23 protein-coding genes and 1 pseudogene are annotated in these 24,954 nt (G+C 72.9%); 2 read left to right on the plus strand and 22 right to left on the minus strand.

Annotation, left to right across the window (positions count from 1 at the left end):
- Positions 1–117: 117 nt before the first annotated feature.
- From whiG to ACFWJB_RS16915, 16 genes and pseudogenes are all read right to left on the minus strand, one after another.
- Positions 118–960 carry an RNA polymerase sigma factor WhiG gene (gene whiG, locus ACFWJB_RS16840; protein WP_351016594.1) on the minus strand — a complete coding sequence of 281 codons (843 nt, stop codon included), beginning with the start codon at positions 958–960 and terminating at the stop codon, positions 118–120.
- Positions 961–1,241: 281 nt separating this feature from the next.
- The gene (gene dprA, locus ACFWJB_RS16845; RefSeq protein ID WP_386923071.1) at positions 1,242–2,387 is read right to left on the minus strand and encodes a DNA-processing protein DprA; all 1,146 of its coding nucleotides are present in this window, start codon (positions 2,385–2,387) and stop codon (positions 1,242–1,244) included.
- Positions 2,388–2,530: 143 nt separating this feature from the next.
- A complete protein-coding gene (locus tag ACFWJB_RS16850) occupies positions 2,531–4,156 on the minus strand; it encodes a YifB family Mg chelatase-like AAA ATPase (RefSeq protein WP_385458621.1) in 1,626 nt (541 codons plus the stop codon).
- Positions 4,156–4,518, minus strand: a complete 363-nt coding sequence (locus ACFWJB_RS16855; RefSeq protein ID WP_385458623.1) for a YraN family protein — start codon at positions 4,516–4,518, stop codon at positions 4,156–4,158. The genes ACFWJB_RS16850 and ACFWJB_RS16855 overlap by 1 nt, the downstream gene beginning before the upstream one ends.
- Before the next feature lie 88 nt (positions 4,519–4,606).
- Complete coding sequence (locus tag ACFWJB_RS16860) at positions 4,607–4,915, minus strand: DUF2469 domain-containing protein (RefSeq protein ID WP_003965949.1); 309 nt, start codon at positions 4,913–4,915, stop codon at positions 4,607–4,609.
- 56 nt (positions 4,916–4,971) lie between these two features.
- A complete protein-coding gene (locus ACFWJB_RS16865) occupies positions 4,972–5,493 on the minus strand; it encodes an NUDIX hydrolase (RefSeq protein WP_386923012.1) in 522 nt (173 codons plus the stop codon).
- Positions 5,483–6,259 carry a signal peptidase I gene (lepB, locus tag ACFWJB_RS16870; RefSeq protein ID WP_385458627.1) on the minus strand — a complete coding sequence of 259 codons (777 nt, stop codon included), beginning with the start codon at positions 6,257–6,259 and terminating at the stop codon, positions 5,483–5,485. The genes ACFWJB_RS16865 and lepB (ACFWJB_RS16870) overlap by 11 nt, the downstream gene beginning before the upstream one ends.
- A gap of 90 nt (positions 6,260–6,349) precedes the next feature.
- Positions 6,350–7,342, minus strand: a complete 993-nt coding sequence (gene lepB / locus ACFWJB_RS16875; RefSeq protein ID WP_386923015.1) for a signal peptidase I — start codon at positions 7,340–7,342, stop codon at positions 6,350–6,352.
- Positions 7,233–8,315: pseudogene (gene lepB / locus ACFWJB_RS16880) on the minus strand (signal peptidase I); the annotation flags it as partial. The pseudogene lepB (ACFWJB_RS16880) and the gene lepB (ACFWJB_RS16875), both read right to left, overlap by 110 nt.
- The gene (gene lepB, locus ACFWJB_RS16885; protein WP_386923017.1) at positions 8,308–9,030 is read right to left on the minus strand and encodes a signal peptidase I; all 723 of its coding nucleotides are present in this window, start codon (positions 9,028–9,030) and stop codon (positions 8,308–8,310) included. The gene lepB (ACFWJB_RS16885) and the pseudogene lepB (ACFWJB_RS16880), both read right to left, overlap by 8 nt.
- Positions 9,031–9,075: 45 nt before the next feature.
- Positions 9,076–9,426: a 50S ribosomal protein L19 gene (rplS, locus tag ACFWJB_RS16890; protein WP_108015375.1), complete on the minus strand. Its 351-nt coding sequence runs from the start codon at positions 9,424–9,426 to the stop codon at positions 9,076–9,078.
- 136 nt (positions 9,427–9,562) lie between these two features.
- Entirely contained in the window at positions 9,563–10,396 is an 834-nt protein-coding gene (gene trmD / locus ACFWJB_RS16895) for a tRNA (guanosine(37)-N1)-methyltransferase TrmD (RefSeq protein WP_386923019.1), read from the minus strand.
- A complete protein-coding gene (rimM, locus tag ACFWJB_RS16900; protein ID WP_385458636.1) occupies positions 10,393–10,944 on the minus strand; it encodes a ribosome maturation factor RimM in 552 nt (183 codons plus the stop codon). The genes trmD and rimM overlap by 4 nt, the downstream gene beginning before the upstream one ends.
- Positions 10,945–11,030: 86 nt before the next feature.
- Positions 11,031–11,270: an RNA-binding protein gene (locus tag ACFWJB_RS16905; protein ID WP_003973401.1), complete on the minus strand. Its 240-nt coding sequence runs from the start codon at positions 11,268–11,270 to the stop codon at positions 11,031–11,033.
- 2 nt (positions 11,271–11,272) lie between these two features.
- A complete protein-coding gene (gene rpsP, locus ACFWJB_RS16910) occupies positions 11,273–11,692 on the minus strand; it encodes a 30S ribosomal protein S16 (protein WP_356200776.1) in 420 nt (139 codons plus the stop codon).
- Between the two features lie 210 nt (positions 11,693–11,902).
- Positions 11,903–12,499 (minus strand): hypothetical protein, encoded by a 597-nt coding sequence (locus tag ACFWJB_RS16915; protein ID WP_385458638.1) that lies wholly within the window; start codon positions 12,497–12,499, stop codon positions 11,903–11,905.
- Between the two features lie 670 nt (positions 12,500–13,169).
- Between ACFWJB_RS16915 and ACFWJB_RS16920 the strand changes: the two genes are divergently transcribed.
- Positions 13,170–14,036: a class I SAM-dependent methyltransferase gene (locus ACFWJB_RS16920; RefSeq protein WP_386923022.1), complete on the plus strand. Its 867-nt coding sequence runs from the start codon at positions 13,170–13,172 to the stop codon at positions 14,034–14,036.
- A 60-nt stretch (positions 14,037–14,096) separates the two neighbouring features.
- On the opposite strand, the gene ftsH is transcribed toward ACFWJB_RS16920, so the two are convergent.
- The 6 genes from ftsH to ACFWJB_RS16950 form a co-directional block, all read right to left on the minus strand.
- Positions 14,097–16,040 carry an ATP-dependent zinc metalloprotease FtsH gene (gene ftsH / locus ACFWJB_RS16925; protein ID WP_386923024.1) on the minus strand — a complete coding sequence of 648 codons (1,944 nt, stop codon included), beginning with the start codon at positions 16,038–16,040 and terminating at the stop codon, positions 14,097–14,099.
- A 122-nt stretch (positions 16,041–16,162) separates the two neighbouring features.
- Complete coding sequence (ffh, locus tag ACFWJB_RS16930; RefSeq protein ID WP_385458646.1) at positions 16,163–17,713, minus strand: signal recognition particle protein; 1,551 nt, start codon at positions 17,711–17,713, stop codon at positions 16,163–16,165.
- 120 nt (positions 17,714–17,833) lie between these two features.
- A complete protein-coding gene (locus ACFWJB_RS16935; RefSeq protein ID WP_386923027.1) occupies positions 17,834–20,272 on the minus strand; it encodes a [protein-PII] uridylyltransferase in 2,439 nt (812 codons plus the stop codon).
- A 28-nt stretch (positions 20,273–20,300) separates the two neighbouring features.
- Entirely contained in the window at positions 20,301–20,639 is a 339-nt protein-coding gene (locus ACFWJB_RS16940) for a P-II family nitrogen regulator (RefSeq protein WP_376363186.1), read from the minus strand.
- The gene (locus ACFWJB_RS16945; RefSeq protein ID WP_385464604.1) at positions 20,636–21,979 is read right to left on the minus strand and encodes an ammonium transporter; all 1,344 of its coding nucleotides are present in this window, start codon (positions 21,977–21,979) and stop codon (positions 20,636–20,638) included. Before ACFWJB_RS16945 ends, ACFWJB_RS16940 begins: the two co-directional genes overlap by 4 nt.
- Positions 21,980–22,292: 313 nt before the next feature.
- The gene (locus ACFWJB_RS16950) at positions 22,293–23,786 is read right to left on the minus strand and encodes a hypothetical protein (RefSeq protein WP_385464607.1); all 1,494 of its coding nucleotides are present in this window, start codon (positions 23,784–23,786) and stop codon (positions 22,293–22,295) included.
- A gap of 446 nt (positions 23,787–24,232) precedes the next feature.
- On the opposite strand from ACFWJB_RS16950, the gene ACFWJB_RS16955 reads away from it, so the two are divergent.
- On the plus strand, positions 24,233–24,904 hold the full coding sequence (locus ACFWJB_RS16955) for a bifunctional DNA primase/polymerase (protein ID WP_385464610.1): 672 nt from the start codon (positions 24,233–24,235) through the stop codon (positions 24,902–24,904).
- Positions 24,905–24,954 lie beyond the last annotated feature (50 nt).

The raw sequence follows: 24,954 nt of genomic DNA on the forward strand, positions 1-24,954 counted from the left end.
AATCCTTGGCACGTCACCACTTTACGGAGGCGTTCCCCCGTTCGGGAGTCGACCGCCCGGTCCCGGAGTCGCCCGCACCGGCCGCCGGCACCTCCGGCCCGGGGACGCAGGGCCGGGTCAGCGACCAAATGCGGCCAGTTTCGCCCGCAGCTGCAGTACGGACTTGGTGTGGATCTGGCTGACCCGGCTCTCGGTCACGCCCAGCACGTTGCCGATCTCGGCGAGGGTGAGTCCCTCGTAGTAGTACAGGGTGACGACGGTCTTCTCCCGTTCCGGCAGCGTGTTGATCGCCCGCGCCAGGAACCTCCGCAGTTCGCGGTCCTCGGCGACCTCCACCGGGTTGTCGGCGGCGGTGTCCTCCAGGGTGTCCATGAGGCTGAGCCGGCCCCCGCCCTCGCCCCCGGCGTGCAGCAGCTCCTCCAGGGCCACGACATTGGCCAGCGACAGCTGGCTGAAGACCGCGTGCAGGTCCTCCACCGCGATCCCCATCTCGCCGGCCACCTCGCCCTCCGACGGGGTCCGCCGCAGCCGGGCCTCCAGGGTCGCGTAGGCCCGCTCCACGCTCCGCGCCTTCTGCCGCACGGACCGCGGGATCCAGTCCAGTGCCCGCAGTTCGTCGATCATCGCGCCCCGGATCCGGGTGATCGCGTAGGTCTCGAACTTGATCTCCCGGTCCACGTCGAACTTCTCGATCGCGTCGATCAGCCCGAACACGCCGGAGGAGACGAAGTCAGCCTGCTCGACGTTGGGCGGGAGCCCCACGCTCACCCGGCCCGCCACGTACTTCACCAGGGGCGAGTAGTGCAGGATCAGCTGTTCCCGCAGCCGCTCGTCCCCCGTCGCCTTGTACGACCGCCACAGCTCGTCGAGCGTCGAGGGGGCGGGCGGTCGCACGCTGCCACCGTCGCGGGCGGCTGGGGGGAGCGCCGCCCGGTCGGACCCGGAGGTGTGCTGGGGCATTCGTCGCCTTGTGCCGTTCTGCCGTCATGTGGTGGGCCTGGGAGGCCGTCGGTCCGTTGTCTGGTTGTCGCCTGTTGTCGCCGGTCTGCGCGGGGCCCTCGTGAGCGTAGCGTGACTGGCCTGTCGCGGTGTGCGAAGAACGGCCGGGGGTCGCGCGCGGATACGTTCTGCGGAACGCCCCGCAGGGGGAACGGGGATCGCTCAGCGTGATCACCGCTATCCCCCAACTGCGGGAAACCCCAAGGGCATCGGGCTTCCCCCGGACGGCCGAACACGCTCGGTCAACACGGGCTCCGGCCGCCACGGACCGGGATCATCGCCTGGCGTGTCAACTTCCAGCCGTCGCCGTGTCGTTCGACGTAACCGAGTGCTCGAAGCTCGTACAGCCTCGCGACCGCGTCGTCCTGCGTGGTCTGTGCGCGGCGCGCGACGTCGGACGCCGCCGCCGTTCCGCGCGCGGGGAGCCCGGCCAGCACCTGCCGGGTCCGGGGTTCCAGCAGGTCGGTGGGCAGCACCGGGCCCCGCCGGTCCGGGGCCAGTTCCCCCATGTCGCCGACGAGTTCGACGACCTCCGCGGCGTCGGTGACGAGCACGGCCTCGCCTCGCAGCAGCTCGTGCACTCCCGCGGACAGCCCGCTGGTGGCCGGTCCGGGCACTCCCATGGTGTGCCGGCCCAGACGCTGCGCCGCCCGCGCGGTGACCAGGGAGCCGCTGCGCAGGGCGGCCTCGACGACTACGGTGCCCCGGGTGAGCGCGGCGATCACGCGGTTGCGCAGGACGAATCTGCTGGGTGTCGGGTGGTCGCCCGGCGGCAGTTCCCCGACGACCAGTCCCTGGTCCGCGATCCTGGTGATCAGCCCGGTGTGGCCGGGCGGGTAGGGGCGGTCGACGCCGCAGGCCAGGACGGCCGCGGTGGCTCCGCCGGCGCCGAGGGCACCGCGGTGGGCGGCGCCGTCGACGCCGTAGGCTCCGCCGGACACCACGACCCAGCCGCGTTCGGCGAGGCCGGCGGCGAGGGTGGTCGCCATGTGCGCGCCGTACTCGGTGCAGGCGCGGGCGCCCACCACCGCCACCGACCGCAGGGCCCACATCCGCAGGCTGGGCCGGCCGCGCACCCACAGTCCGAGGGGCCGGGCGTCCCCCAGGTCGTCGAGCTGACGGGGCCACTCGGCGTCGCCGGGCACCACGAACCGCACCCCGGCCGCCCGTGCCACGGCGAGGTCCCCGTGCGGGTCGGCCAGGGCGGCCCGGGAGCAGAGCCCGGCCCAACGCTTCCCGGACACCCCCGGCAGGGCGCGTCCGCCCTCCCGCAGTCGCCGGACCACCTCCGGGGCCCCGAGCTCCCGCACCCACCGTCCGCCGGTCTCGTCGCCGGGCTCGACGACGCGGGTGAGGAAGACCCGGCCCAGCAGATCGCCCTCCCCCAGTCCGTCGTCCGCCCCGTCGCGGCGCGGGCCCCCGCCGTCGTACCGGGCCCGGCCGGCCCCCTGAGCGGCACCGGCGCCCCCGCTGCCGCCCGCACCCTCACCCTCCTGGCCGGCCCGGTCGCCCCCGGGCGTCTCCTCCCCGTTCACGTCAGCGCCCCCAGTGCCATGGGAACGCCGCGCGGCACTCCTGTGCGGAGCTGGAGTGCCAGGGCGACGTCCCCCGCGTCGGGCCGGTCGTGTCCGACGAGGTCCGCGACGGTCCAGGCGACGCGCAGGACCCGGTCCAGGCCCCGTGCCGTGAGCACGCCCCGCTCCAGGCAGCGCTCCGCGTCGTCCAGGGCGCCGGGCGCCGCGGGCCAGCGGCTGCGCAGCTCGCGTCCGGGCACTTCGCTGTTCGAGTGCCACGGGGTGCCGGCGAGGCGGTTGGCGGCCCGTTCACGCGCGCCCCGCACCCGGTCGGCGACAGTGGCGGTGGAGTCGCCCCGGAGGCCGTCCCCCGCGAGCTCCCTGCGTGTGACCCGGTCCACCTCGACGCGGAGGTCGACCCGGTCGAGCAGCGGTCCGGACAGCCTGGCCTGGTAGCGGCGGATCGACGCGGGCGAGCACTCGCACAGGTCGTCCCTCCGCGAGAACCGCCCGCACGGACAGGGGTTGGCGGCCAGCACCATCAGGAAGCGTGCCGGAAACCGCACCACGCCCGCGCTGCGGGCGATGACGACGTGCCCGGCCTCCAGCGGCTGGCGCAGCGCGTCGAGGGCGTGGCTGCTGAATTCGGGGGTCTCGTCCAGGAAGAGCACGCCCCGGTGTGCGAGGGACACGGCTCCGGGCCGTGCCACGCCGGGCCCGCCCCCGACGAGGGCCTGCATCGTGGCGGAGTGGTGCGGCGCGCAGTAGGGGGCGACGTCGATGAGGGGTTTGCCCGGCGGCAGGAGGCCCGCCACCGAGTGCACCGCGGTGACCTCCAGCGACTCCGTCCGGCCGAGGCGGGGCAGGACGGCCGGCAGCCGCTCGGCGAGCATGGTCTTGCCGGCGCCGGGCGGGCCCTCGAGGAACAGGTGGTGCCCGCCCGCGGCGGCGACCTCCACCGCCGTACGCGCCGAGGTCTGGCCGACGACGTCGGCGAGGTCGTGGTCGTGGCCGTACTGGGCCGCGCCCATGCTGTGCATCCCCGTGGCCGCGCCCGTGCCGGGCATGCGCAGGCCGGCCATGAGCGGGTCGGGCCCGCCCAGCCGGTCCTGCTCCTCCTCCGGTACGGGTTCGTCGGCGAGGACGGCGATCAGCTGGCGCAGGCTGCGCACGCCGAGGACGGACACGCCGGGCACCAGGGACGCCTCGGCGGCGGCGCACTCGGGCACGACGACCTGCTCGTACCCGGCCTCGGCCGCGGCCAGCACCGCGGGCAGGATGCCGCGGACCGGCCGCACCCGTCCGTCGAGGCCCAGTTCCCCGATCATGAGGATGTCGGCCAGCACCCGCGGGTCGATCCGCTCGGCGGCGCCGAGCACGGCCGCGGCGACCGCGAGGTCGAATCCGCTGCCGCTCTTGGGCACCGACGCCGGGCTGAGCCCCACCGTCAGCTTCTTCTGCGGCCACTCCGCGCCCGAGTTCACCACCGCCGCCCGGACCCGGTCCCGGCTCTCGGTCAGGCTCTTGTCCGGCAGCCCCACCAGCGTGAACGCCGCCACGCCCGGTTCGAGGTCGGCCTGGACCTCGACCACCACGCCTTCGACGCCGACCAGCGCCACGGAGCACGTCCGCGCGAACCCCATCACGCCACCCCCCGGGCGTGCTCGACGACGGGTGCGCCGCGTCGCGGCAGGAGCACGCCCACCAGGTCGATGCGGACGCCTCCGGGCGGGGCTCCTCCGTGGGTCTGGATCCAGCGCTCGGCGAGACGACGCAGCCGCTCCGCCTTGTCGGGGGTCACGGCGGCCATCGGGTGTTCGAACGTGCCGCCCCTGCGGGTCTTGACCTCGCAGACGACCAGGACGTCCCCGTCCCGGGCGACGATGTCGATCTCGCCGGCCCGGCCGCAGCGCCAGTTGCGCTCCAGGACCGTCAGACCGGCCTCGCCCAGCCGGCGGGCGGCGAGCGTCTCGCCGTACTTGCCCAGCGCACCTCGTGCGTTCATGTCGGCACCACCTCCGGCGCCAACGATCACGCAGCGGGACCGATCCCGTCGCTCACGGTGAACTACTCACCGGTTGTGGATAACTCTGTCACCCGCCGGGGAGCTCCAGGTCGCTCTTGTTGAGCTCCTCGATGTTCACGTCCTTGAACGTCAGTACCCGCACCTGCTTCACGAAGCGGGCCGGCCGGTACATGTCCCACACCCAGGCGTCGGCCATGGAGACCTCGAAGAACACCTCGCCCTGGACCGAGTGCACCTGCATCTCGTAGTCGTTGGTGAGGTAGAACCGCCGCTCGGTCTCGATCACGTATTTGAACAGACCGACGACGTCGCGGTACTCCCGGTAGAGCTTGAGCTCCATCTCGGTCTCGTACTTCTCGAGGTCCTCGGCGCTCATGGCATGTTCCCCTTCAGCCGTGCGATCCCCCCATTGTGCGCCAGTCCCGCGTGCCCTCAGACGATTTCGGTGTCCAGGGTCACCGGACCGGCCGGGGGACCCTCGTCGAGCAGCGTGCGCAGCAGCTCGGCGAGTCTGGTCGGATACACCGTCTCATGGGCGCGGCCCAGTTCCCGGCACGTCCACCAGCGTGCTCCGGCGACACTGCGCCGCTCCAGTTCGGTCAGGCCCACGGCCTGGGTGGCGGTCTGGGTGGTGCGGGCCAGGTAGTACCACTCGTCCTGGTCCCAGCGGCGGCCCGCGAACGGGAAGGAGCACCTGCGCCGCCACAGCACGGGACCGAATTCGACGTCGGTGATGCCGGTCTCCTCCTCGAGCTCCCGCCGGGCGGCCTCCTCGCGGGTCTCGTCGCCCTCGACGCCGCCACCGGGGGTGAACCACCAGTCGTCGGCCGGGTCGTCCGGCTCGTGGCCGTGCAGCAGCAGGATGCGGTCCTCGGGGTCGAGCAGCACCACACGGGCGACCTTGCGCAGCCCGCCCTCGTAGGTGTCCTGGCCCCCCGTCGGCTCAGCGGCCACCGGCGGGCTCCGTCCCGGCCCGGGCACGGGAGGCGGCGGCCCGCTTCGCGATCGGGCCGTACGCGGCGCCGCCGAGGATCAGCACGGCTCCGGCGATCACCATCGCGACGACCGTGCGCAGCGGACCCGGCGAGGAGAGGCCGCCCAGCGTCTCGAAGCCCGACGGCCGCGGGAGCATGCCGTTCATGGGCCAGGCCACGGCGTCCACGCGGGCGTTCACGGCGCCGCGCGACACGGTGCCGCCCGCCGCGTCGGTGAGGTGGGCGGTGGAGTCCACGGAGTTGTCGCGCTCGTCGCCGAGCAGGAACAGGCGCCCCTCGGGGACGGTCACGGTCGGGAAGTCGGTGATCTCGGCCGGCGTACCGGAGGGCAGGTAGGGCTCGTCGATCACCTTGCCGTTGACCGTGAGCTTGCCCTTCTGGCAGCAGGCGACGGTGTCCCCGCCGATCGCCACGACGCGCTTGACCATGGGGGCGTTGGCCCAGGTCGCGTCCTTGAAGACGACGACGTCGCCGCGGCGGACGTCCGTGCCGTCGATGCGCTGCGCGAGCACCCGGTCACCGGCGTGGATCGTCGGCGTCATGGAGCTGGTCGGCACGGTGTAGGGCCGGTAGACCACCGCTCCCCAGGCGAACCCGCCGAGGAACAGCACCAGGCCCAGCGCCACGGCGACGTTCGACAGCCGCTGACCGGTCCTGCCGCCCGTCGGGGCCTTGCTCGTGCCGCCGCCGTGCGGGGCCGTACGTGTCGTGCTCTCGCCACCCATGGATCCGCACCCTACCGGGCAGTACCCGCAGGGGGCAGCCCCTTCCGGCTCGGGGATCGGCCGGACCGGACGGGCGGGCTCCGCGGGGCGTCAGCGGGTCTCGACGGGGGCGGTCCTCCTGCGGCGCCACCAGACGACCGGGACGACACCGGCGAGCGCGAGGCCCTGGGGTGCGACCGTGAGCGCCGCGGCGGCCGACGGCGGGTTCTTCAGGCCGGCCTGGTCGAAGGTGTCGGGGACCGGCAGGGTGTCCCAGTGGTTGATCGGCCAGGCGACCACGATGGCGCGGCCGACGACCTCCTTCACGGGGACCATGCCGCCGTGCTTGTCCGACTGGTTGTAGCGGGAGTCCGCGGAGTTCTGCCGGTGGTCGCCCATGACCCAGATGGAGCCCTTGGGGACGGTCACCTTGAACCGGCCGCCCTGGTCGTCGTCGCTGCAGGGCGTGTTGCCGGGGTAGACGTACGGCTCGTTCAGCGCCATGCCGTTGACCTTGAGCGGGCCCGTGCCGTTGCACTCGACCGTGTCGCCGCCGACGCCGATGACGCGCTTGATCAGGTCCTTCTCGTCCGCGGACGGCATCAGGCCGATCCAGCTCAGGACCGTCTGCAGCGCGTTGGGCTCGGGGGTCGGCTCGCCGGCCAGCCACTGGTCGGGGTCGTGGAAGACGACGACCTCGCCGCGCTCCGGCTCCGAGCCGAACCACGGGGTGAGCTTGTCGACCAGGACGCGGTCACCCTCCGTGAGGGTGTTCTGCATCGATGCGGACGGGATCGAGAACGCCTGCACCAGGAAGGTCTTGATCAGCAGCGCCAGCACCAGCGCGATGCCGATGAGGATCGGCAGTTCCTTCCAGAAGGAACGCTGCTTCTTGCCCGGGGCACGCTTGGGGGGCGGAGTCCCGCCCACTCCCTCGTCCTCGGTCCCGTTCTGTTCGTCCGTCACCCTGCCGTCCTCGGCCGTCCCGGAGTCGCTCGCGAAGGCCTGGGCGCCGCCCGTGGAGGGGCCGTCCGCTTCCGTGGGGCGTCCCGGGTGTTCCTCGCCGTCGTGACCGGACCGTGCGCCTACCGCCACATCCCCCACGCCAACTCCTTACTCTCTGCCACCGCCTGCCCCGTGCACGGCGCAGGCCCACCACTCCCATAACGAGCGGGAGTTCCGCAGGGATCGGGAGTTGAATCTTTGCGTTCGGATCGTCGGGGGCAACCCTATGCGACAGCGTGGAGGCAGCGGCCGAACCGGAGGCCGAGTCGGACACGGACGCGTACGTTTTCGGTTCGTCCAGAGTGGTCCAGTGACCGAACGGCCAGGCGATCACCATGGCCCGCCCGACCACCTCGTCCTCGGAGACCGTTCCGTGGTCGGTGTCCTGGTGGGCCCGGGAGTCGGCGGAGTTGGACCGGTGGTCGCCCATCACCCACAGCCGCCCGTCGGGGACGGTGACGTCGAACGGCGTCGTGGAGGGCGTGTCGCCGGGGTACAGGTAGTCCTCGTTCAGGGGAACGCCGTTGACGGTGATCCGTCCCTGCACGTCGCAGCACTTGACGTGGTCCCCGCCGACGCCGACAACGCGTTTGATGAGGTCCTTCTCGTCGTCGGACGGCAGCAGGCCGATGAAGGCGAGGCCCTCCTTGACCTGCTTGACGACGACGGGGTCGTCCTTCTTGGTGGTCTGCTCGCCCTGGAGCCAGCCGCCGGGGTCGCGGAAGACGACGACGTCCCCGCGCTGCGGCCGGGAGCCGAACCACGGCGTGAGCTTGTCGACCAGGACCCGGTCGCCGATCCGGATCGTCTGCTCCATGGAGCCCGACGGGATGACGAAGGCCTGGACGAGGAAGGTCTTCAGGACCAGCGCGATGAGGACGGCGACGCCGATGAGCAGCGGCACCTCCTTGACGGCACCGCGCCTGCGGCGGCGCTTGACCTTGCGCTGGAGCTTGCGCCGTTCGGCACGGGACCGGCCGCCGGACGGGGCGGCGGCGCGCCGTGACCCGGTGGGCAGCAGGTCCTCGGCGGGACTGCTGGGCGCCCCGCGCGGCTTGCCCCGGCTACCCATCGGCGCCCTTGGCGGCCGGCGCCGGCACGCGCGCGTAGGCGTCCGGGCGGTCGAGGTGGGTGGCGTGGCCGAAGGGCCAGACGATCCAGTCGGCGCGGCCGATCACCTTGTCCACCGGGACCATTCCGCCGCCCGGCGACCCGAGGTGGTCGCGGGAGTCGCTGGAGTCGTCGCGGTGGTCACCGAGGACGAACAGGGTGCCGTCGGGCACGACGACGTCGAAGGGCACGACGGAGGGACTGTCGCCCGGGTACAGGAATCCCGACTCGTCGACCGCACGGTCGTTCACCCGGACCCTCCCCTCCTTGTCGCAGCACACCACGTGGTCCCCGCCCACACCGACAACGCGTTTGATGTAGTCGCCGTGCCCGAAGAGCCCGGTGCCGTCGAACACGACGATGTCGCCCCGCTGCGGCCGGCCGTCGAAACGGTACGCCAACTTGTTTACGAGAACCCGGTCGCCGATCCTCAATCCGCGCTCCATGGATCCGCTCGGGATCTGGAACGGCCGCAGCACGAAGGTGCTGACCAGCAGCAGGAGGGTCAGGAGGACGAGCAGGGCCAGGGTGATCCGCCCGCCCGGCACCCAGTCGGCGAGCCACGCCGAGAACGCGGAACGCGACCGTCCCTCCGGGCCCTCCGGGTCCGAGGTCTGCTCGGTGCCGGAAGGGCGGGAGGAGCGGTCGCGCTCCGTGGGCTGTGCTTCGGTGTCCATCGGAGCCAGATGCTATCCGGCTCCGCCGTGGACCTCGGAGTGCGCTCAGCTCTCGCGCTTCTCCTTGATCTTCGCGGCCTTGCCGCGCAGCTCGCGCAGGTAGTACAGCTTGGCGCGGCGGACGTCACCGCGGGTGACGAGCTCGATCTTCTCCACGATCGGGGTGTGCACCGGGAAGGTGCGCTCGACGCCGACGGAGAAGGAGACCTTGCGGACCGTGAAGGTCTCGCGCACGCCGGCACCCTGGCGGCGGATGACTACGCCCTTGAACTGCTGCACACGGGAGCGGTTGCCCTCGATGACGCGGACGTGGACGTTGACGGTGTCGCCGGGGCGGAAGGCCGGGACGTCGCTGCGCAGCGACGCGGCGTCGACGGTGTCGAGCAGGTGAGACATTTCGTCTGCTTTCCTCGCTGATGCCACAGGTCATCAACGGAAACTAGGTGTTTCGGATTCTGGGCCGTGCGGGTCGGGACGGGCGTCGTGTCCCCCTGTGGCAGGGGCGCGCTCCGGACGGACGCACAACAGCGGCCTATTGTTCCACGCCCGGCGTCCTGCGCCAAAATCGGCCGTACGGCTCCCCGTCCGGGTCGGGTTCCCAGCCCAGGATGGAGAGCATCTCGCGGTCCTTCTTGTCGAAGGCCGCGGGCTCGCACCGCTCGATCAGGTCGGGCCGGTTGGCCGTGGTGCGCCGCAGGGCCTCGTCGCGACGCCAGCGGGCGATCCTGCCGTGGTGGCCGCTGAGCAGCACGTCCGGGATGCCGCGCCCGCGCCACAGGGGCGGCTTGGTGTGGACGGGGCCCTCCAGGAGGCCGGCCATGGCGCCGGGGGCGAAGGAGTCGTCCCGGTGGGACTCGGCGTTGCCCAGGACGCCCGGCAGCAGCCGTGCCACGGCCTCGGTGACGACGAGCACGGCCGCCTCGCCGCCGGCGAGGACGTAGTCGCCGATGGACACCTCGTACACGGGCATCCGGGTCGCGTACTCGTCGATGACGCGGCGGTCGATGCCCTCGTAGCGGGCGGGCGTGAAGATCAGCCAGGGGCGCTCGGAGAGGTGGACGGCGAGTTCCTGGGTGAAGGGCCGGCCGCTGGGCGTCGGCACGATGAGGGCGGGCTCGCCGTGGCCCGCCTCGTATCCGTCGGCCAGCACGGAGTCCAGCGCGTCGCCCCACGGCCCGGTCTTCATCACCATGCCGGGGCCGCCCCCGTACGGGGTGTCGTCGACGGTGTTGTGCCGGTCGTAGGTCCAGTCGCGCAGGTCGTGCACCCGGACGTCGAGCTGTCCGCGCGCGCGGGCCTTGCCGACGAGGGAGACGTTCAGCGGTTCCAGGTACTCGGGGAAGATCGTGACGACGTCGAGCCTCATGCGCCGGCGTCCTCGTCCCGGGAGGAGGCGATCTCCACGCGGTCGTCGATCAGTCCCGGCGGCGGGTCGATGACGGCGCGCTGCTCCTCCAGGTCGACCTCGGTGACGATCTCGGACACGAACGGCACGTAGACCTCGGTGCCGTCGGGGCGCTCCACGACGAACAAGTCCTGGGTGGGCAGGTGGGAGATCTCGGTGATGCGGCCGACCTCGGTGCCGTCCACGGTCACCACGTCGAGGTCGATCAGCTGGTGGTCGTAGTACTCGTCCTCCTCCTCGGGCCGTTCGTCGGGGTCGACGTCGGCGATGAGGAGGGTGTTGCGCAGCGCCTCGGCGGCGGTGCGGTCGCTCACGCCGGCGAACCGCAGCAGGAGGCGGCCGCTGTGGACCCGGCCGGTCTCGATGGTGAGCGGACCGACGGAGGCGGGGTCGGTGGTCAGTACGGCACCGGGTCCGAGCCGCAGTTCCGGCTCGTCGGTGCGGACCTCGACGGTGACCTCGCCCTTGATCCCGTGGGCGCGGCCGATGCGCGCGACTACCAGCTGCACTGTGCTTGATCTCCTGTCATACGACTGCGGGCCGGGGACGGCCCTGTGGCCTTCCCCGGCCCGAGCCGGTGCTGCGTTGCGAAGCGTCAGCGGACGTGGTCCACGTCGACGAGGTCGACGCGGACACCGCGGCCGCCGATGGCGCCCACGACGGTGCGCAGAGCGCGCGCGGTGCGGCCGTTGCGGCCGATCACCTTGCCGAGGTCGTCCGGGTGGACCCGGACCTCGAGCACACGCCCGCGGCGCAGGTTGCGCGAGGCCACCTGCACATCGTCAGGGTTGTCGACGATGCCCTTCACGAGGTGCTCGAGAGCCTCCTCGAGCATGCTCAGGCCTCGGTCGACTCGGACTCGGCGGCAGCCTCGTCCTTCTTCTCGGCCTTCTTCTTCTGGGTGATGGCCTCACCCTTGCCCTCGTCGTCGCCGCCCAGCGCCTCGAAGGACGGACGGGCCGACTTCTCGGCCGGCTGCAGCAGCGGCGCCGGGGCGGGCTCGCCCTTGAACTTCTGCCAGTCGCCGGTCTTCTTCAGGATGGCGAGCACGGGCTCGGTCGGCTGGGCGCCGACACCGAGCCAGTACGCCACGCGCTCGGCGTCGACCTCCATCACCGACGGGTTGTACGTCGGGTGGTACTTGCCGATCTCCTCGATGGCCCGGCCGTCACGGCGGGTACGGGAGTCGGCGACGACGATGCGGTAGTGAGGCGAACGGATCTTGCCCAGACGCTTCAGCTTGATCTTGACTGCCACGGGAGTGGATTCTCCTGGATTGACGTGGTTGGGCACGGCGGGAGAGCCGCGTGGGGTTGCGGTACCCGAGTGCCCGACGGACGCGTCAGCCGGAGGAGAGAGGGGTCCTGTGCGGCTGTCGAGTACAGCTGTCCATTCTGCCACACGCTCCCGACCCCTCCCGACCGAGGGCACTGGGTCACGGTCCGGCCGCCACGAGCAGCCGGACCGTCAGCCCGCCGCCGCGCCGACCACCTCCGGGATGCGGAACGGCTTGCCGCAGCCGCCGCACACGATGGGGGCCTGCGCCAGGACCGACGGGACGACGCGCACATTGCGGCCGCAGTCGCACACCGCCTTCACGCGCACCCCGCCGCCGGAGGAACCGTGGCGGGCGGCCGGACCGCGGAAGCTGCGGGCCGAGTCGGTCGCGGTCGCGGCGGTGTGGGCCTTCAGCGCGCGCTGGAGGCGCTCGACCGTCGGCCGGTAGCGGCGCTTCGCCTCGGGAGTGAGCGTGACCAGGGAGAAGCCGCTGCTGGGATGCGGCTCCTCGGGGTGGTCCAGGCCCAGCTCCTCGGCGATCGCGAGGAATCGTCGGTTGTGGTAGCGGCCGGCGCGCGAGGTGTCGCGCACTCCACGCGCGGCGGCGATGCCGTGGACTGCCTCGTGAAGCAGTCGTTCGAAGGAGAGTTCGTGCCCGCAGGCGGACGACGACTCTCCGATCAGGGACTCGGGCGCGGCAAGATCGGGCAGCTCGGGGTGGTGCCGCTGAATGTCGGCCCACGCCTGCGCCAGCTCTGCGGCGAGAACAGGTGGTGTCGTGCTCACGTAATGACAACGAGCCGGGGTGCCGCTGTGTTCCTATTCCGGGGCATCCCAAATAATTTGCACGTACCCGTCAGTTGCCGCTGATGCGTCGTGACGAGGGCGGGTGCGCTGATCTGCGGAGAAGCCTCACAGCTCGTACCAAGCTGGTGCGTAGTACGGCGTACGCGCCGGCGCGTAGGCCCCGTCCACGCGCCGGGGTGCGGTGGGCTCGCGGACGCGCAAGGGGCGTTTCGGCCGCCGTCCGGGCGAGGGGGCGCCGCCTCGGCGGGCGTAGCGACGTGCGTGACGTTACCCGGTCGGCCGCCGGCGTGCGGTACCGCCCCGCCCCCGGGGCCCTTCGGGCACCGTGGAGTGCCCGGGCGGCCCGCCGGGCATGGCCGAAACGGCCCGTCCGGCGCCGCCGCCACCCGCTGTCATCGCCGACCGGCACGATCAGGCCATCCGCCGGAGAGCCCGGGGAGGGCCGCCGGGCCCACCGCACGGCCGGGCGCACGTTGCCGGGAAGTGAAATCTCGCCACTCGGGCGGGGATCGGGCAACCCGGCCCTCGCTACCACTGGACGCCACGGCGAGCCCGGAGTTACCTGACATACGGGGGGAGTGCGAGCGCACTGCACGGGGGCCATGGAATCGGGCACATCGGCAACGGTCGGCGATTGGGGCACTTTCCTATGACACCTACGCTCGTGCGGCAGCACTCACCCCACGCGAGGGCGACGCCCGGCGTGGACCTGGATGCACGCGCGCGTGACTGGTCCGAGATACAGGAGCGGATGCTCGTGCCGCTCTACGAGGCCGTCTACGAGCGACTGGACGTCGGCGGCGGCACCCGGATGCTGGGGCTGGGCTGCGGTTCCGGGCTGGCCCTGCTCATGGCCGCCGCACGGGGCGCCGCCGTCACCGGCGTCGACTCCTGCTCCCCGGAGCGGCTGGCCCTCGCGAAGCAGCGGTTGCTGCCCGAGGCGCCCGCGGCACCGGACGCGCCCGCGCGTGCGGCAGCCCGGATCGTCGACGGTCTCCCCCGCGACGCCCGGGACCCGTCGGCGCCCGCGTTCACCCTGGTGACCGCCTTCGAGCCCGTCGGATGCCTCGCGGGCGACTCGGAGGGCCTGGCCGACCTGCTCGCGGAGGCGACACCGCTCGCCGCACGGGGCTCGGCCGTGGTGCTGGCCGGCTGGGGGCCGCCGGAGCGGTGCGCCACGACGTCGGTGCTGCGCGTGGCGACCAAGCTGGCGGATCCGCTGCGCAGCGCGGGAGGCCGGCGCCCGGCCCTGCGCGACGACCTGGAGGAGGTCGTGCACCGGGCCGGACTCGCACCGGACGGGTCCGGCCGCGTGGCGTGCCCCTTCGGATACGCCGACGAAGGCAGCGCGGTGCGCGGGCTGCTGTCGACGGGGCTGTTCGACGCGGCGATCACCACCGCCGGCCGGGAACAGGTGGAAAAGGAACTGGCCGAGGCGCTGCACCCCCACCGGCGGCCGGACGGAACGGTGTGGATGCCGAACGTGTTCCGGTACCTCGTCGCCCGCACGCGCTGACGGCACACCGGCGTCCGTCCCGTCCCCGTCGTCCGCGTGCGGGGGCGGGGACGTCGGCCCTCACGCCTCCGGGTCGTCCTTCGTCAGCCGGGTGATCCCGGCGATCCGGTAGGCCTCCGCCTCGTCCAGCGTCTCGCGGGCCAGCAGCGCCTCGGCCAGGGCGTCGAGCTGCCGGCGGTGGTCGCGCAGCTTGCGGACGGCCTCGTCGTAGCACTCGTCGACGACGCGCCGCATCTCGTCGTCGATGGCGTCCAGGGTGCCCGGGGCGGCGGCCAGCCCGTAGGCCTGCTGGGCGTCGCCGGGCAGGGCGGAGAGGCGGCCGACCTGTTCGCTCATGCCCCAGCGGCCGACCATGCCGCGCGCGATCCGGGTGACCTGTTCGAGGTCGCTCTCCGAGCCGGTCGTGATCACGTCGTACACGACGTGCTCGGCGGCCATCCCGCCGAGCGCCCCGATGATCCGGCCGCGCAGGTACTCCTCCGTGTACGCGTACTTGTCGGAGTCCGGGGTGGACAGCGTCACGCCGAGCGCCCGCCCGCGCGGCACGATGGTGATCTTGCGAACGGGGTCGGCGCCGGGCTGCAGCATGCCCAGCAGGGCGTGTCCGCTCTCGTGGTAGGCGGTGCGCCGGCGTTCCTCCTCGGGCATCACCAGCGGGCGTTCGGCGCCGAGCTGGACCTTCTCCAGGGCCTCGGACAGGTTCGCCTGCGTCACCCGGTCCTGCTTCCGCTTGACCGCGAGCAGGGCCGCCTCGTTGGCGAGGTTGGCCAGTTCGGCTCCCGTCATCCCCGGCGTCGTACGGGCGACCTGGGCGAGGTCGACGTCGGGGGCGAGCGGGATCTCGCGGGTGTGGATCTCCAGGATGGCCTTCCTGCCGCCCCGGTCGGGGGGCGAGACGCTCACCACCCGGTCGAAGCGGCCGGGGCGGGTCAGGGCCGGGTCGAGGATGTCGGCGCGGTTGGTTGCGGCGATGACGACGACGCCCTCCGCGCCCGAGAAGCCGTCCATCTCCGTGAGGATCTGGTTCAGGGTCTGCTCGCGCTCGTCGTGGCCGCCCATGCCGGAGCCTCCGCCCCGGGCCCGGCCGATGGTGTCGATCTCGTCGATGAAGATGATCGACGGCGCCACCTTCCGGGCCTCGGCGAACAGCTCACGCACCCGGGAGGCGCCCACGCCCACGATCATCTCGATGAACTCGGACGCGGACGCGGAGAAGAACGGCACCCCCGCCTCACCGGCCACCGCCCGTGCGAGCAAGGTCTTCCCGGTACCGGGCGGGCCGGTCAGCAGGACGCCCCGGGGCATCTTGGCGCCCATCCGGCGGTAGGCGCCGGGGTTCTTCAGGAAGTCGACGACGTCGCTGAGCTCGCCCGCCACCTCGTCGATGCCGGCCACGTCCGCGAAGGTGGTGCGCGGCCTGCCCGCCTCCAGCTCGACCGGCTTGGGCGGCGGTTTGCGGCCGAGCATGCCGCCGGGACCGCCCATCGCACCGCGCATCCGCCGCGCGATGACGACCCACAGGACGACGAGGATCAGCATCGGGGCGAGCGCGATCAGCAGGTTGGCCAGAAGGCTGCGGTGCTGGACGACCGGTTCGGCGGTGACGGTGACGTCGTGCTCGGTCAGGGCGGCCCAGAGCCGGTCGTCCGCGAACGTCGGCCGCTCGGTCGTGAACTTGGTGTACGTCCCGTCGCCCTGGGGGTTGTCCCGGGCCTTCTTGAGCTGGCCCTGGATCGCGTCGCCCTTGGCGTAGATCTTGCTGACGTTGCCCTCGTCGACCTGCTTGCTGAACTCGGTGTACGAGATCGTCGGCTCGTCGCCCTCGTTGAAGAACGACAGCACCAGGTTGGCGATGAGGTAGACGACCAGGGCGGCGAGGACCAGGTTCCACCAGCCGCCGCGCAGCCTGCGTCCGCCGGACGGCGGCTTCGGCGGCTCGTCGGGCGTGCCCTCGGTGCGCCAGGGCGGCTCGGGGGCCTTGCGCGGCGGGGACGGGTTGGTCATACCGGGACGTTACGACAGGAAGGCCATGCGGGCATGTGCGTGAACGTCACCGGGGGCACCCCCTGCGGCAGGGGTGCCCCCGGTGACGTACGACGGAGCGGGTGTGCCGGGCGGAGCCGGCGTCAGCCCATGAACTTCTTGAACTCGTCCGGGAGCTCGAAGTCCTTGCCGCCCTGCTGCGGCAGCCCGAACGCGTTGCCGCCCTCGGCCGCGGCGGCGCGGCGGGCGGCCTCCTCCTGCTCCTGCTGCTTGCGCTTCATCGGGTTGCCGGAACGCTGCTTGCCCTTGGCCTTCTTCTGCTGCTTCTTCTGCCGGCCCGGACCGCCACCCATGCCGGGCATCCCCGGCATACCGGGCATGCCGCCGCCCTGGGCCATGCGGGACATCATCTTGCGGGCCTCGAAGAACCGCTCGACCAGGCCCTTCACCGCGCTGACGTCGACGCCGGAGCCCTTGGCGATACGGGCGCGGCGCGAGCCGTTGATGATCGTCGGCTCCTGGCGCTCGGCCGGGGTCATCGACTTGATGATGGCGGCCGTGCGGTCGACGTCCCGCTCGTCGAGGTTGTTGATCTGGTCCTTGATCTGGCCCATGCCGGGCAGCATGCCGAGCAGCTTGGAGATGCTGCCCATCTTCCGGACCTGCTCCATCTGGGCCAGGAAGTCGTCCAGGGTGAAGTCCTGGCCCTTCTTGGACGCCAGCTTGGAGGCCATCTTCTCGGCCTCTTCCTGACTGAACGTCTTCTCCGCCTGCTCGATCAGGGTGAGCAGGTCACCCATGTCGAGGATGCGGGAGGCCATCCGGTCCGGGTGGAAGGCGTCGAAGTCCTCGAGCTTCTCGCCGTTCGAGGCGAACATGATCGGCTTGCCGGTCACCGAGGCGATCGACAGGGCCGCTCCACCGCGGGCGTCGCCGTCGAGCTTGGACAGCACCACGCCGTCGAAGCCGACGCCGTCGCGGAAGGCCTCGGCGGTGTTGACGGCGTCCTGGCCGATCATCGCGTCGACGACGAACAGGATCTCGTCGGGCGATACGGCGTCGCGGATGTCCGCGGCCTGCCGCATCAGCTCCTGGTCGATGCCGAGGCGGCCGGCGGTGTCCACGATCACGATGTCGTGGACCTTGGCCTTGGCGAACTCGACGGAGTCCTGCGCGACCCTGACCGGGTCGCCGACGCCGTTGCCCGGCTCGGGCGCGTACACCGCGACGCCGGCGCGCTCGGCGACGACGCTGAGCTGGTTGACGGCGTTGGGGCGCTGAAGGTCACAGGCGACGAGGAGCGGGGAGTGCCCCTGGTCCTTGAGCCACTTGCCGAGCTTGCCCGCGAGGGTGGTCTTACCGGCACCCTGCAGACCCGCGAGCATGATCACGGTCGGCGGCTGCTTGGCGAAGCGCAGGCGGCGGGTCTCGCCGCCCAGGATGGTGACCAGTTCCTCGTTGACGATCTTGAGGACCTGCTGGGCGGGGTTGAGCGCCTTGGAGACCTCGGAGCCGAGCGAGCGCTCCTTGACCTGCTTGATGAAGGCGCGCACGACCGGCAGGGCCACATCCGCCTCGAGGAGCGCGATGCGGATCTCGCGTGCCGTGGCGTCGATGTCCGCCTCGCTCAGGCGTCCCTTGCCGCGCAGGTTCTTGAAGGTCGCTGAGAGGCGATCGGAAAGAGTGTCGAACACGGCGGCGTCGGTCCTCGGAGTCGGGGGCAGTCTGAGCGTCTTCCAGGGTATCCGGCCACGCAAGGCATTCGTCCCCGCCCGCCGCATTCGGTGTGCGCGAGGCGTGCGGCGGGGGCCGTGTCACCCCCTCAGCGCGTCCTCCAGCGCGCGCGCCACGTCCGCCGCCTCCTCCAGGGGCAGCCGCTCCCCCCCGGGGCCGGTGACGTAGAAGGCGTCCACGGCGTTGGAGCCCAGCGTCGACGCGTGTGCGCTGCGCACCCGCACGCCCGCGCCCTCCAGCGCCCGCCCGATGCGGAACAGCAGGCCGGGCGCGTCCTGGGCGCGGACCTCGATCACCGTGGCGTGGCGGGACGCGGCCGGCTCGACGGTCACCCGGGGCGGGGGCTGGACCACGCCCCGGCGGCGCGGGTAGGCGGCGTCCCGCTCGGCGAGGCGGCCCGCGACGTCCAGGGTGCCGTCGAGGGCGCGGACCAGATCCGCGCGGAGGCGGGCGGCCTGGGGCAGGGAGCCGTACTCGGCGGCGACCCGCCAGGCCAGCAGCAGCACGGAGCCGCCCTCGACGCCGTCCGGCAGCGCGAGGGAGCGCAGCTCGGCCGTGCGGACGGTCAGGCGGTGCACGGCCAGGACACCGGCGACGGCGGGGAGCACGCCCGCCTGGTCGGGCACGGCGATGAGCAGCTCCACGCCGAGGGGCTCCTGCTCCTCGGCCGGCGGCTCGGCCTGTGCCCGCAGGGACAGCACCGGTCCGCCCGTGCGGAAGGCCTCGACGGCGAGCCGTTCCTGCTGGGCGGTGGGCGCGGGGGCCTCCGGTTCCTCCAGCGGGTCCCCGGCGAGCACCGCCGAGACGCGTTTGACCAGGTCGGCGACGAGCGACGCGCGCCAGGCCGACCAGGCGGCCGGACCGGTGGCCAGGGCGTCCGCCTCGGTCAGGGCGTGCAGCAGTTCCAGGGTGCCCTCGGTGCCGACCGCCTCGGCGACCGCGCGGACGGTGGCCGGGTCGTCCAGGTCGCGCCGGGTGGCCGTCTCGACGAGCAGCAGGTGGTGGCGGACGAGGCGGGCGAGGACGGCGGCGTCCGCGTGGTCGAAGCCGATGCGGGCGGCCACGTCCCGGGCGATGGTCTCGCCGGCCACCGAGTGGTCGCCGGGCCAGCCCTTGCCGATGTCGTGCAGCAGCGCGGCGACCAGGAGCAGGTCGGGCCGGTGCACGCGGCGGGTGAGCGCGGAGGCGCGGACGGCGGTCTCGATGAGATGCCGGTCGACGGTCCACAGGTGCACGGCGTTGCGCTGCGGGCGGCAGCGGACCCGCTCCCAGTCGGGCAGCAGCCGGGTGACCAGCCCCTCGGCCTCCAGGGCCTCCCAGACCTCCACGGTGGGGCGGCCCGAGCCCAGCAGCGTCACCAGCTGTTCGCGCGCCTCCGCGGGCCAGGGCGCGGGCAGCGGGCGTGCGGTGGCGGCCAGGCGCCGTACGGCGTGCAGGGAGAGCGGGATTCCGGCCTGGGCGGCGGCAGCGGCGGCCCGCAGCGGCAGGACGGGGTCGCGTTCGGGGCGGGCGGTGCGGGCGAGCACCGCCTCGCCGTCCTGCTCGACGACCCCCTCGGCGAGCGGGGAACGCTCCGCGGCCGCCTGCCTGCCGCCGCCCAGCATGGCGCGCAGGCGGGGCCGTACGGAGCGCGCCCGCAGCACGCGCCCCACCTCACGCCAGGTGACGTCGCCCGCGTACGAGACGACGCGCGCCGCCTCGTAGACCTGGCGCAGCAGGGCGTCGGCGTCCAGCAGGCCGAGTCCGGCCGCCACCTGGTCCTGCTCCTGGAGGGCCAGCCGGTCGGTCGCCCGGCCCGTCGCCAGGTGGAGTGCGTCACGTACGTCGAGCAGGCGGCGCCGGGCCTCGGCGAGACCCTCGCGCGGGGCGTCGGCGAGCCAGGAGGCGGCGACGGCGCGCAGGGCGGTGGCGTCGCGCAGGCCGCCGCGGGCCTCCTTGAGGTCGGGTTCCAGCAGGTACTGCAGCTCGCCGTGGCGTTCGGCGCGCTCGGCGCACAGGTCCCGGAGTTCGGGGAGGCGCCTGGGGGCCTGGTTGCGCCAGTCGGCGAGGACGGTGGTGCGCAGGGCCGCGGTCAGCGCCGGATCGCCCGCGAGGTGACGGGCGTCCAGGAGGCCGAGGTGGACCTTCAGGTCCTCGCCCGCCGTCCTCCGGGCCTCCTGGGGCGTGCGCACGGAGTGGTCGAGGGCGAGGCCCAGGTCCCAGACGGGGTACCAGAGGCGGTCGGCGAGGGCGGCGACCGCCTTGTCGTCGCCGCCGTCGTGCAGCAGGAGCAGGTCCAGGTCGCTGCGCGGGGACAGCTCCCCGCGTCCGTAGCCGCCGACCGCGACGAGCGACACCTTCGCGAGTCCCCCGGTGCCGGCGCCGAAGAGGCCCGCCAGCCACGTGTCGGTCAGCCCGGCGAGGGCCGCACGGCGCGGCGGCCCGGACCGCGCCCCCTCGGTGAGGAGGCGCAGCCGGGCCGCCGCGTAGCCGCCGGGTCCCGAGTCCTGTGCTTCGTTCGTCAGCTCCGTGTGCGTCACCCGGCGGCTCCTGTTCCCTCGTCCCGGCTCAGAGCGCGTCGGGGCCGCGCTCGCCGGTGCGGACCCGTACGGCCGTGTCGACCGGGACCGACCAGACCTTCCCGTCGCCGATCTTGCCGGTCCGGGCCGCCTTCACGACGACCTCGATCAGCTGGTCGGCGTCGTCGTCCTCGACCAGCACCTCGATGCGGATCTTGGGCACCAGGTCGACGGTGTACTCGGCGCCGCGGTAGACCTCGGTGTGGCCGCGCTGGCGGCCGTAGCCGCTGGCCTCGGTGACGGTGAGGCCGTGGACTCCGAAGGCCTGGAGGGCCTCCTTGATCTCGTCGAGCCGGTGCGGCTTGACGACGGCGGTGATGAGCTTCATGCGTCCACCTTCTTGCTCTGGGCCTGCGCGGCCGCGGTGCCGGCCGGTGCGGCGGTCCGGGCGGAGCCGCCGCCGGCGCCGCTGAAGTCGTATGCGGTCTCGGCGTGCTCGGCCCGGTCGATGCCGCTCACCTCGTCGTCCTCGGGGACCCGCATGCCGATCGTCCTGTCCAGGGCGAAGGCCAGGACGGCGGAGACGATCAGAGAGTAGGCGAGGACGGCGAAGACACCGGCGCACTGCTTCCAGAACTGGTCCAGTCCGCCCCCGTAGAACAGGCCCTGGACGTCGGACTGGCCCTTGCCGCTGGCGAAGAGGCCGACGAGCAGGGAGCCGGCGATGCCGCCGACGAGGTGGACGCCGACGACGTCGAGGGAGTCGTCGTAGCCGAACCGGTACTTCAGGCCGACGGCCATGGCGCACAGGACACCGGCGATGGCGCCGACGGCGATCGCGCCGAGCGGGGAGACGGCGCCGCCTGCCGGGGTGATGGCGACCAGGCCCGCGACGGCGCCGGAGGCGGCACCCAGCGTGGTGAAGGCGCCGTGGCGGACCTTCTCGTAGGCGAGCCAGGCCAGCATGGCCGCGCCGGTGGCGACCTGGGTGTTGACGAACATCAGCGCGCCGACGCCGTCGTCGTTGCCGAGCCAGGAGCCGGCGTTGAACCCGAACCAGCCGAACCACAGCAGGCCCGCGCCGAGCATGACCAGCGGCAGGCTGTGCGGGCGCATCGGGTCCTTCTTGAAGCCGACCCGCTTGCCGATGACCAGGATCACGCCGAGCGCCGCGGCACCGGCGTTGATGTGCACGGCCGTGCCGCCGGCGAAGTCGATCACGCCGAGTTCGTAGGCCCAGCCGCCCGCGCCCCAGACCCAGTGGGCGACCGGGAAGTAGACCACGGTGGCCCACAGGGCGACGAACAGCGCCCAGGCCGTGAACTTCACGCGGTCGGCGAGGGCGCCGCTGATGAGCGCGGGGGTGAGGACGGCGAACATCATCTGGAAGACCAGGAAGACGAAGACCGGGATGGTGTAGCCGTCCCACAGCTCGGTCAGGCCGATGTCGCTGAGGCCGACCCAGTCGGAGTTCCAGCCGATGAGGCTGCCGGAGTCCGTGCCGAAGGCCATGGAGAAGCCGTAGAGCACCCACAGCACGGTGACGATGCCGAGGCTGATGAAGCTCATCATCAGCATGTTCAGGGTGCTCTTGACGCGGACCATGCCTCCGTAGAAGAAGGCCAGGGCCGGGGTCATGAGCATCACCAGGGCGGAGCAGATGAGCATGAAGCCCGTGTTGGCGGCGGAGAGCTGTGTCTCCGCGGCGAGCGTGATGGCTGGAGCCATCGGCGTCTCCTCGTCGTTGTGCGGCCCCGTGCGGGCGAAGCCTGAGCGGCAGTGAGGGGTGGGCCGGTTATGCGCCACGAGATTGGCGCAGCGCCGTTTCGGTGGGTGCCCCTCGCTGTTTCGCCGCCGTGACGAAGGCGCCGTGCGTGTTACGCGTGGATGAACTGCCGGGTCGGGGCCCCGGCGGGCGTGGCCCTGCCGCGGGTCCGCGGGGTGGACGCGGGCCGGCCGCGGCGGCCTTCCGAGTGACCTGGCATGGGGGAGCCGAGTCGGGCAGTTCGGGAGGGCCGGCCGCGGCCGGGGTCTGTGGGGGTCAGACCGCTTCCGCGGTCTCGGGAAGCTCGGCGGCGAGCCGTGCGGTGAGGTCGGTGACCTCGGCCAGGTCGCCGAAATCGCGTACGGCCGTGTCGACGGTCTTGCGGATGCGCGTGTTGACGCGTTCGGAGCGGACCTTCTTGGCGACGGCCATGGCCTCGGTGGCGAGGACGGCGCTCTCCTCGGGCTCGCGCCGGAGGAGGTGGACGGTGGCCATGCCGATCAGGTTCAGCGCGTAGGAGCGGTGGTGCTCCTCGTCCTTGGCGAAGAGCTCCACGGCCCGCGCCATCAGCGGCTCGGCCAGGGAGGCGTAGGCGGGGCTGCGGCCGGCGACGTAGGCGAGGTCGCGGAAGGAGTGGCTGTTCTCGCCGTGCAGCTCCGCCTCGGAGAAGAAGCGGATCCAGTCGGGGTCCGGCTCGTCCCACTCGTCGGCCTCGGCGAAGGTGTCCTCGGCCATGCGCACCGCGCGCTTGGTGCGGCCCGGCTGTCCCATGTTGGCGTAGGCGCGGGCCTCCATCGCGTACAGCATCGACTGGGTGCGCGGGCCGGCGCAGTCCCGGCTGCCGTACTGGGCGAGGTGGATGAGCTCGAGGGCGTCGTCGGGCCGGCCGAGGTGGATCATCTGGCGGCTCATGCTGGAGAGGATGTACGAGCCGAGCGGCCGGTCGCCGGCCTCCTTGGCGGCGTGCAGGGCGAGGACGAAGTACTTCTGCGCGGTCGGCTGGAGTCCGACGTCGTACGACATCCAGCCCGCCAGCTCGGCGAGCTCGGCGGCGACCTTGAACAGCTTGGCGCGGGTGGTCTCCGTCTGGGGCTCCTGGAGGAGGTCGGTGACCTCGTGCAGCTGGCCGACGACCGCCTTGCGGCGCAGGCCGCCGCCGCACTGGGCGTCCCAGCGGCGGAACATCACGGCGGTGGACTCCAGCAGCTCCAGCTCCGGCCGGGACAGCCGGCCGCGCGCACGCGTGGCGGGCGCGGACTCGTGTCCGGTGGGCGCCGCCGGGGGCGAGGGGACGAGCCAGCGCTGCATCGGCTCGATGAGGGACGGGCCCGCGGAGAGGGCCAGCGAGCTCCCGAGGAAGCCGCGCCGCGCCAGCATCAGGTCGCTGCGCGAGAACTCGCTGAGCAGGGCCACGGTCTGCGGACCCGTCCAGGGCAGGTCGACGCCGGTCGCGGAGGGCGACGGGCGGGTGGAGCGCAGACCCAGGTCCTCGACGGAGACGACGACGCCGAAGCGTTCGGAGAACAGCTCGGACAGGATCCGCGGGATCGGTTCGCGCGGGTTCTCGCCGTCGAGCCAGCGGCGTACGCGCGAGGTGTCCGTGGAGATGTGGCCGGCGCCGAGCTGGCGGGCGCGGCGGTTGACCTGCCGGGCGAGCTCGCCCTTGGACCAGCCGCTGCGCGCGAACCACGAGGTGAGCAGCTCGTTGGGGCGCTTGTCGGCGTGCGTCGCGCTGTCCGCGCTCGTGCCGCCTCCGCCGTTGCCGCTCACTGGAACGCCCCCATCCCTGAGACCACCTGTCGCCGAGTGCGCCAAGCGCTATCAGCATGCCGGTGACCCGGGCCCTCCGTCCGGCGTACGCCACCCTTCGAACGGAAAGCCGAGTTGCCTCCGGCATACCCACGTGTGCATGTGCCCCAAGGCGCCATGCACACAAAGTAATCCCACGGTCACTGGGCCTGCCACGGTGATTCGGGAATCGCCACCATTCGCCACCCCTTCGAATGAACTCCCGATGGCCTGCGCACGATTCACTTGACAGGGGCCGATCGGAGGACGGTGCAACCGGTGCCCGCCGGGGCGCGCCCCGCCGTGCGCACCACCCGGAGTGCTTCCGGGCGCTGTCTGAACCGCGCCGGAACGGGGAGTTGGAAACAGAGAGTCACGCATCACGTCCGCTGCGTAACCGTCGCTGCGTCGGACCCGTTGGAGGGGGCATGGGCTTCACGATCGGCATCGGGACGAGTCGGGGCACGCGCGACCTCCGGCCCGGCACGCGCCGCCGCGGCCGCGCGTCCGAGGCCACCGCGGTGGCCGAGTTCACGGGACTGTGGGGCTGGGACGTGGTCCCGGGCGCACGGGCCGCCGGGGGCGACTGCTCCTGCGGGCGGCGCGGCTGCCCGGTGCCGGGCGCGCATCCGCTGGACTTCGCCCCGGAGGTGCCGGCCGGAGCGACGCTGGACGAGGCGAGCACGGCCTGGGCCGAGTTCCCGGGCGCCGCGGTGATGCTGCCGGTGGGGCGGACGTTCGACGTGATCGAGGTGGCCGAGGCCGCCGGGCGCCGGGCACTGGCGCGGCTGGAGCGCATGGGCCTGCCGCTCGGCCCGGTCGCCGCGACCCCCGAGGGCCGCGCCCACTTCTTCGTGGCCCCCGGCGCGGCCGCCGAGCTGCCCCGGCTCCTCTACCGGATGGGCTGGGACGACCCGACCGCCCTCGACCTGCGCGGCCTCGGCCCCGGTACGCACGTCACGGCCCCGCCCTCGGACCGCGGCGGCCTGGGTCCGGTGCGCTGGCTGCGGCCGCCGGCCCTCGACTCGGCGACGAAGCCGCCCGCGGCACGGCTGGTGCTGGGGACGCTGGCGTACGTGGCCCACCGCTCCCGGGCGTAGACCGGCGGGCCACCCGGCCCCGGCACCCGCCCGGCACGGCGAAGCGCCCG

The sequence above is a fragment of the Streptomyces sp. NPDC127100 genome (genome assembly GCF_042724095.1).
Lineage (GTDB): Bacteria > Actinomycetota > Actinomycetes > Streptomycetales > Streptomycetaceae > Streptomyces.

Excerpts from the sequence above, each read along its gene's own strand:
- ftsH (WP_386923024.1), bottom strand. The coding sequence starts at position 16,040 with ATGACCAACCCGTCCCCGCCGCGCAAGGCCCCCGAGCCGCCCTGGCGC.
- lepB (WP_386923017.1), bottom strand. The coding sequence starts at position 9,030 with ATGGACACCGAAGCACAGCCCACGGAGCGCGACCGCTCCTCCCGCCCT.
- ACFWJB_RS16855 (WP_385458623.1), bottom strand. The coding sequence starts at position 4,518 with ATGAACGCACGAGGTGCGCTGGGCAAGTACGGCGAGACGCTCGCCGCC.
- ACFWJB_RS16945 (WP_385464604.1), bottom strand. The coding sequence starts at position 21,979 with ATGGCTCCAGCCATCACGCTCGCCGCGGAGACACAGCTCTCCGCCGCC.
- ACFWJB_RS16940 (WP_376363186.1), bottom strand. The coding sequence starts at position 20,639 with ATGAAGCTCATCACCGCCGTCGTCAAGCCGCACCGGCTCGACGAGATC.
- rplS (WP_108015375.1), bottom strand. The coding sequence starts at position 9,426 with ATGTCTCACCTGCTCGACACCGTCGACGCCGCGTCGCTGCGCAGCGAC.
- ACFWJB_RS16860 (WP_003965949.1), bottom strand. The coding sequence starts at position 4,915 with ATGAGCGCCGAGGACCTCGAGAAGTACGAGACCGAGATGGAGCTCAAG.
- lepB (WP_385458627.1), bottom strand. The coding sequence starts at position 6,259 with ATGGGTGGCGAGAGCACGACACGTACGGCCCCGCACGGCGGCGGCACG.
- trmD (WP_386923019.1), bottom strand. The coding sequence starts at position 10,396 with ATGAGGCTCGACGTCGTCACGATCTTCCCCGAGTACCTGGAACCGCTG.
- whiG (WP_351016594.1), bottom strand. The coding sequence starts at position 960 with ATGCCCCAGCACACCTCCGGGTCCGACCGGGCGGCGCTCCCCCCAGCC.
- ACFWJB_RS16955 (WP_385464610.1), top strand. The coding sequence starts at position 24,233 with ATGGGCTTCACGATCGGCATCGGGACGAGTCGGGGCACGCGCGACCTC.
- ACFWJB_RS16920 (WP_386923022.1), top strand. The coding sequence starts at position 13,170 with ATGACACCTACGCTCGTGCGGCAGCACTCACCCCACGCGAGGGCGACG.
- ACFWJB_RS16850 (WP_385458621.1), bottom strand. The coding sequence starts at position 4,156 with ATGGGGTTCGCGCGGACGTGCTCCGTGGCGCTGGTCGGCGTCGAAGGC.
- ACFWJB_RS16905 (WP_003973401.1), bottom strand. The coding sequence starts at position 11,270 with ATGCTCGAGGAGGCTCTCGAGCACCTCGTGAAGGGCATCGTCGACAAC.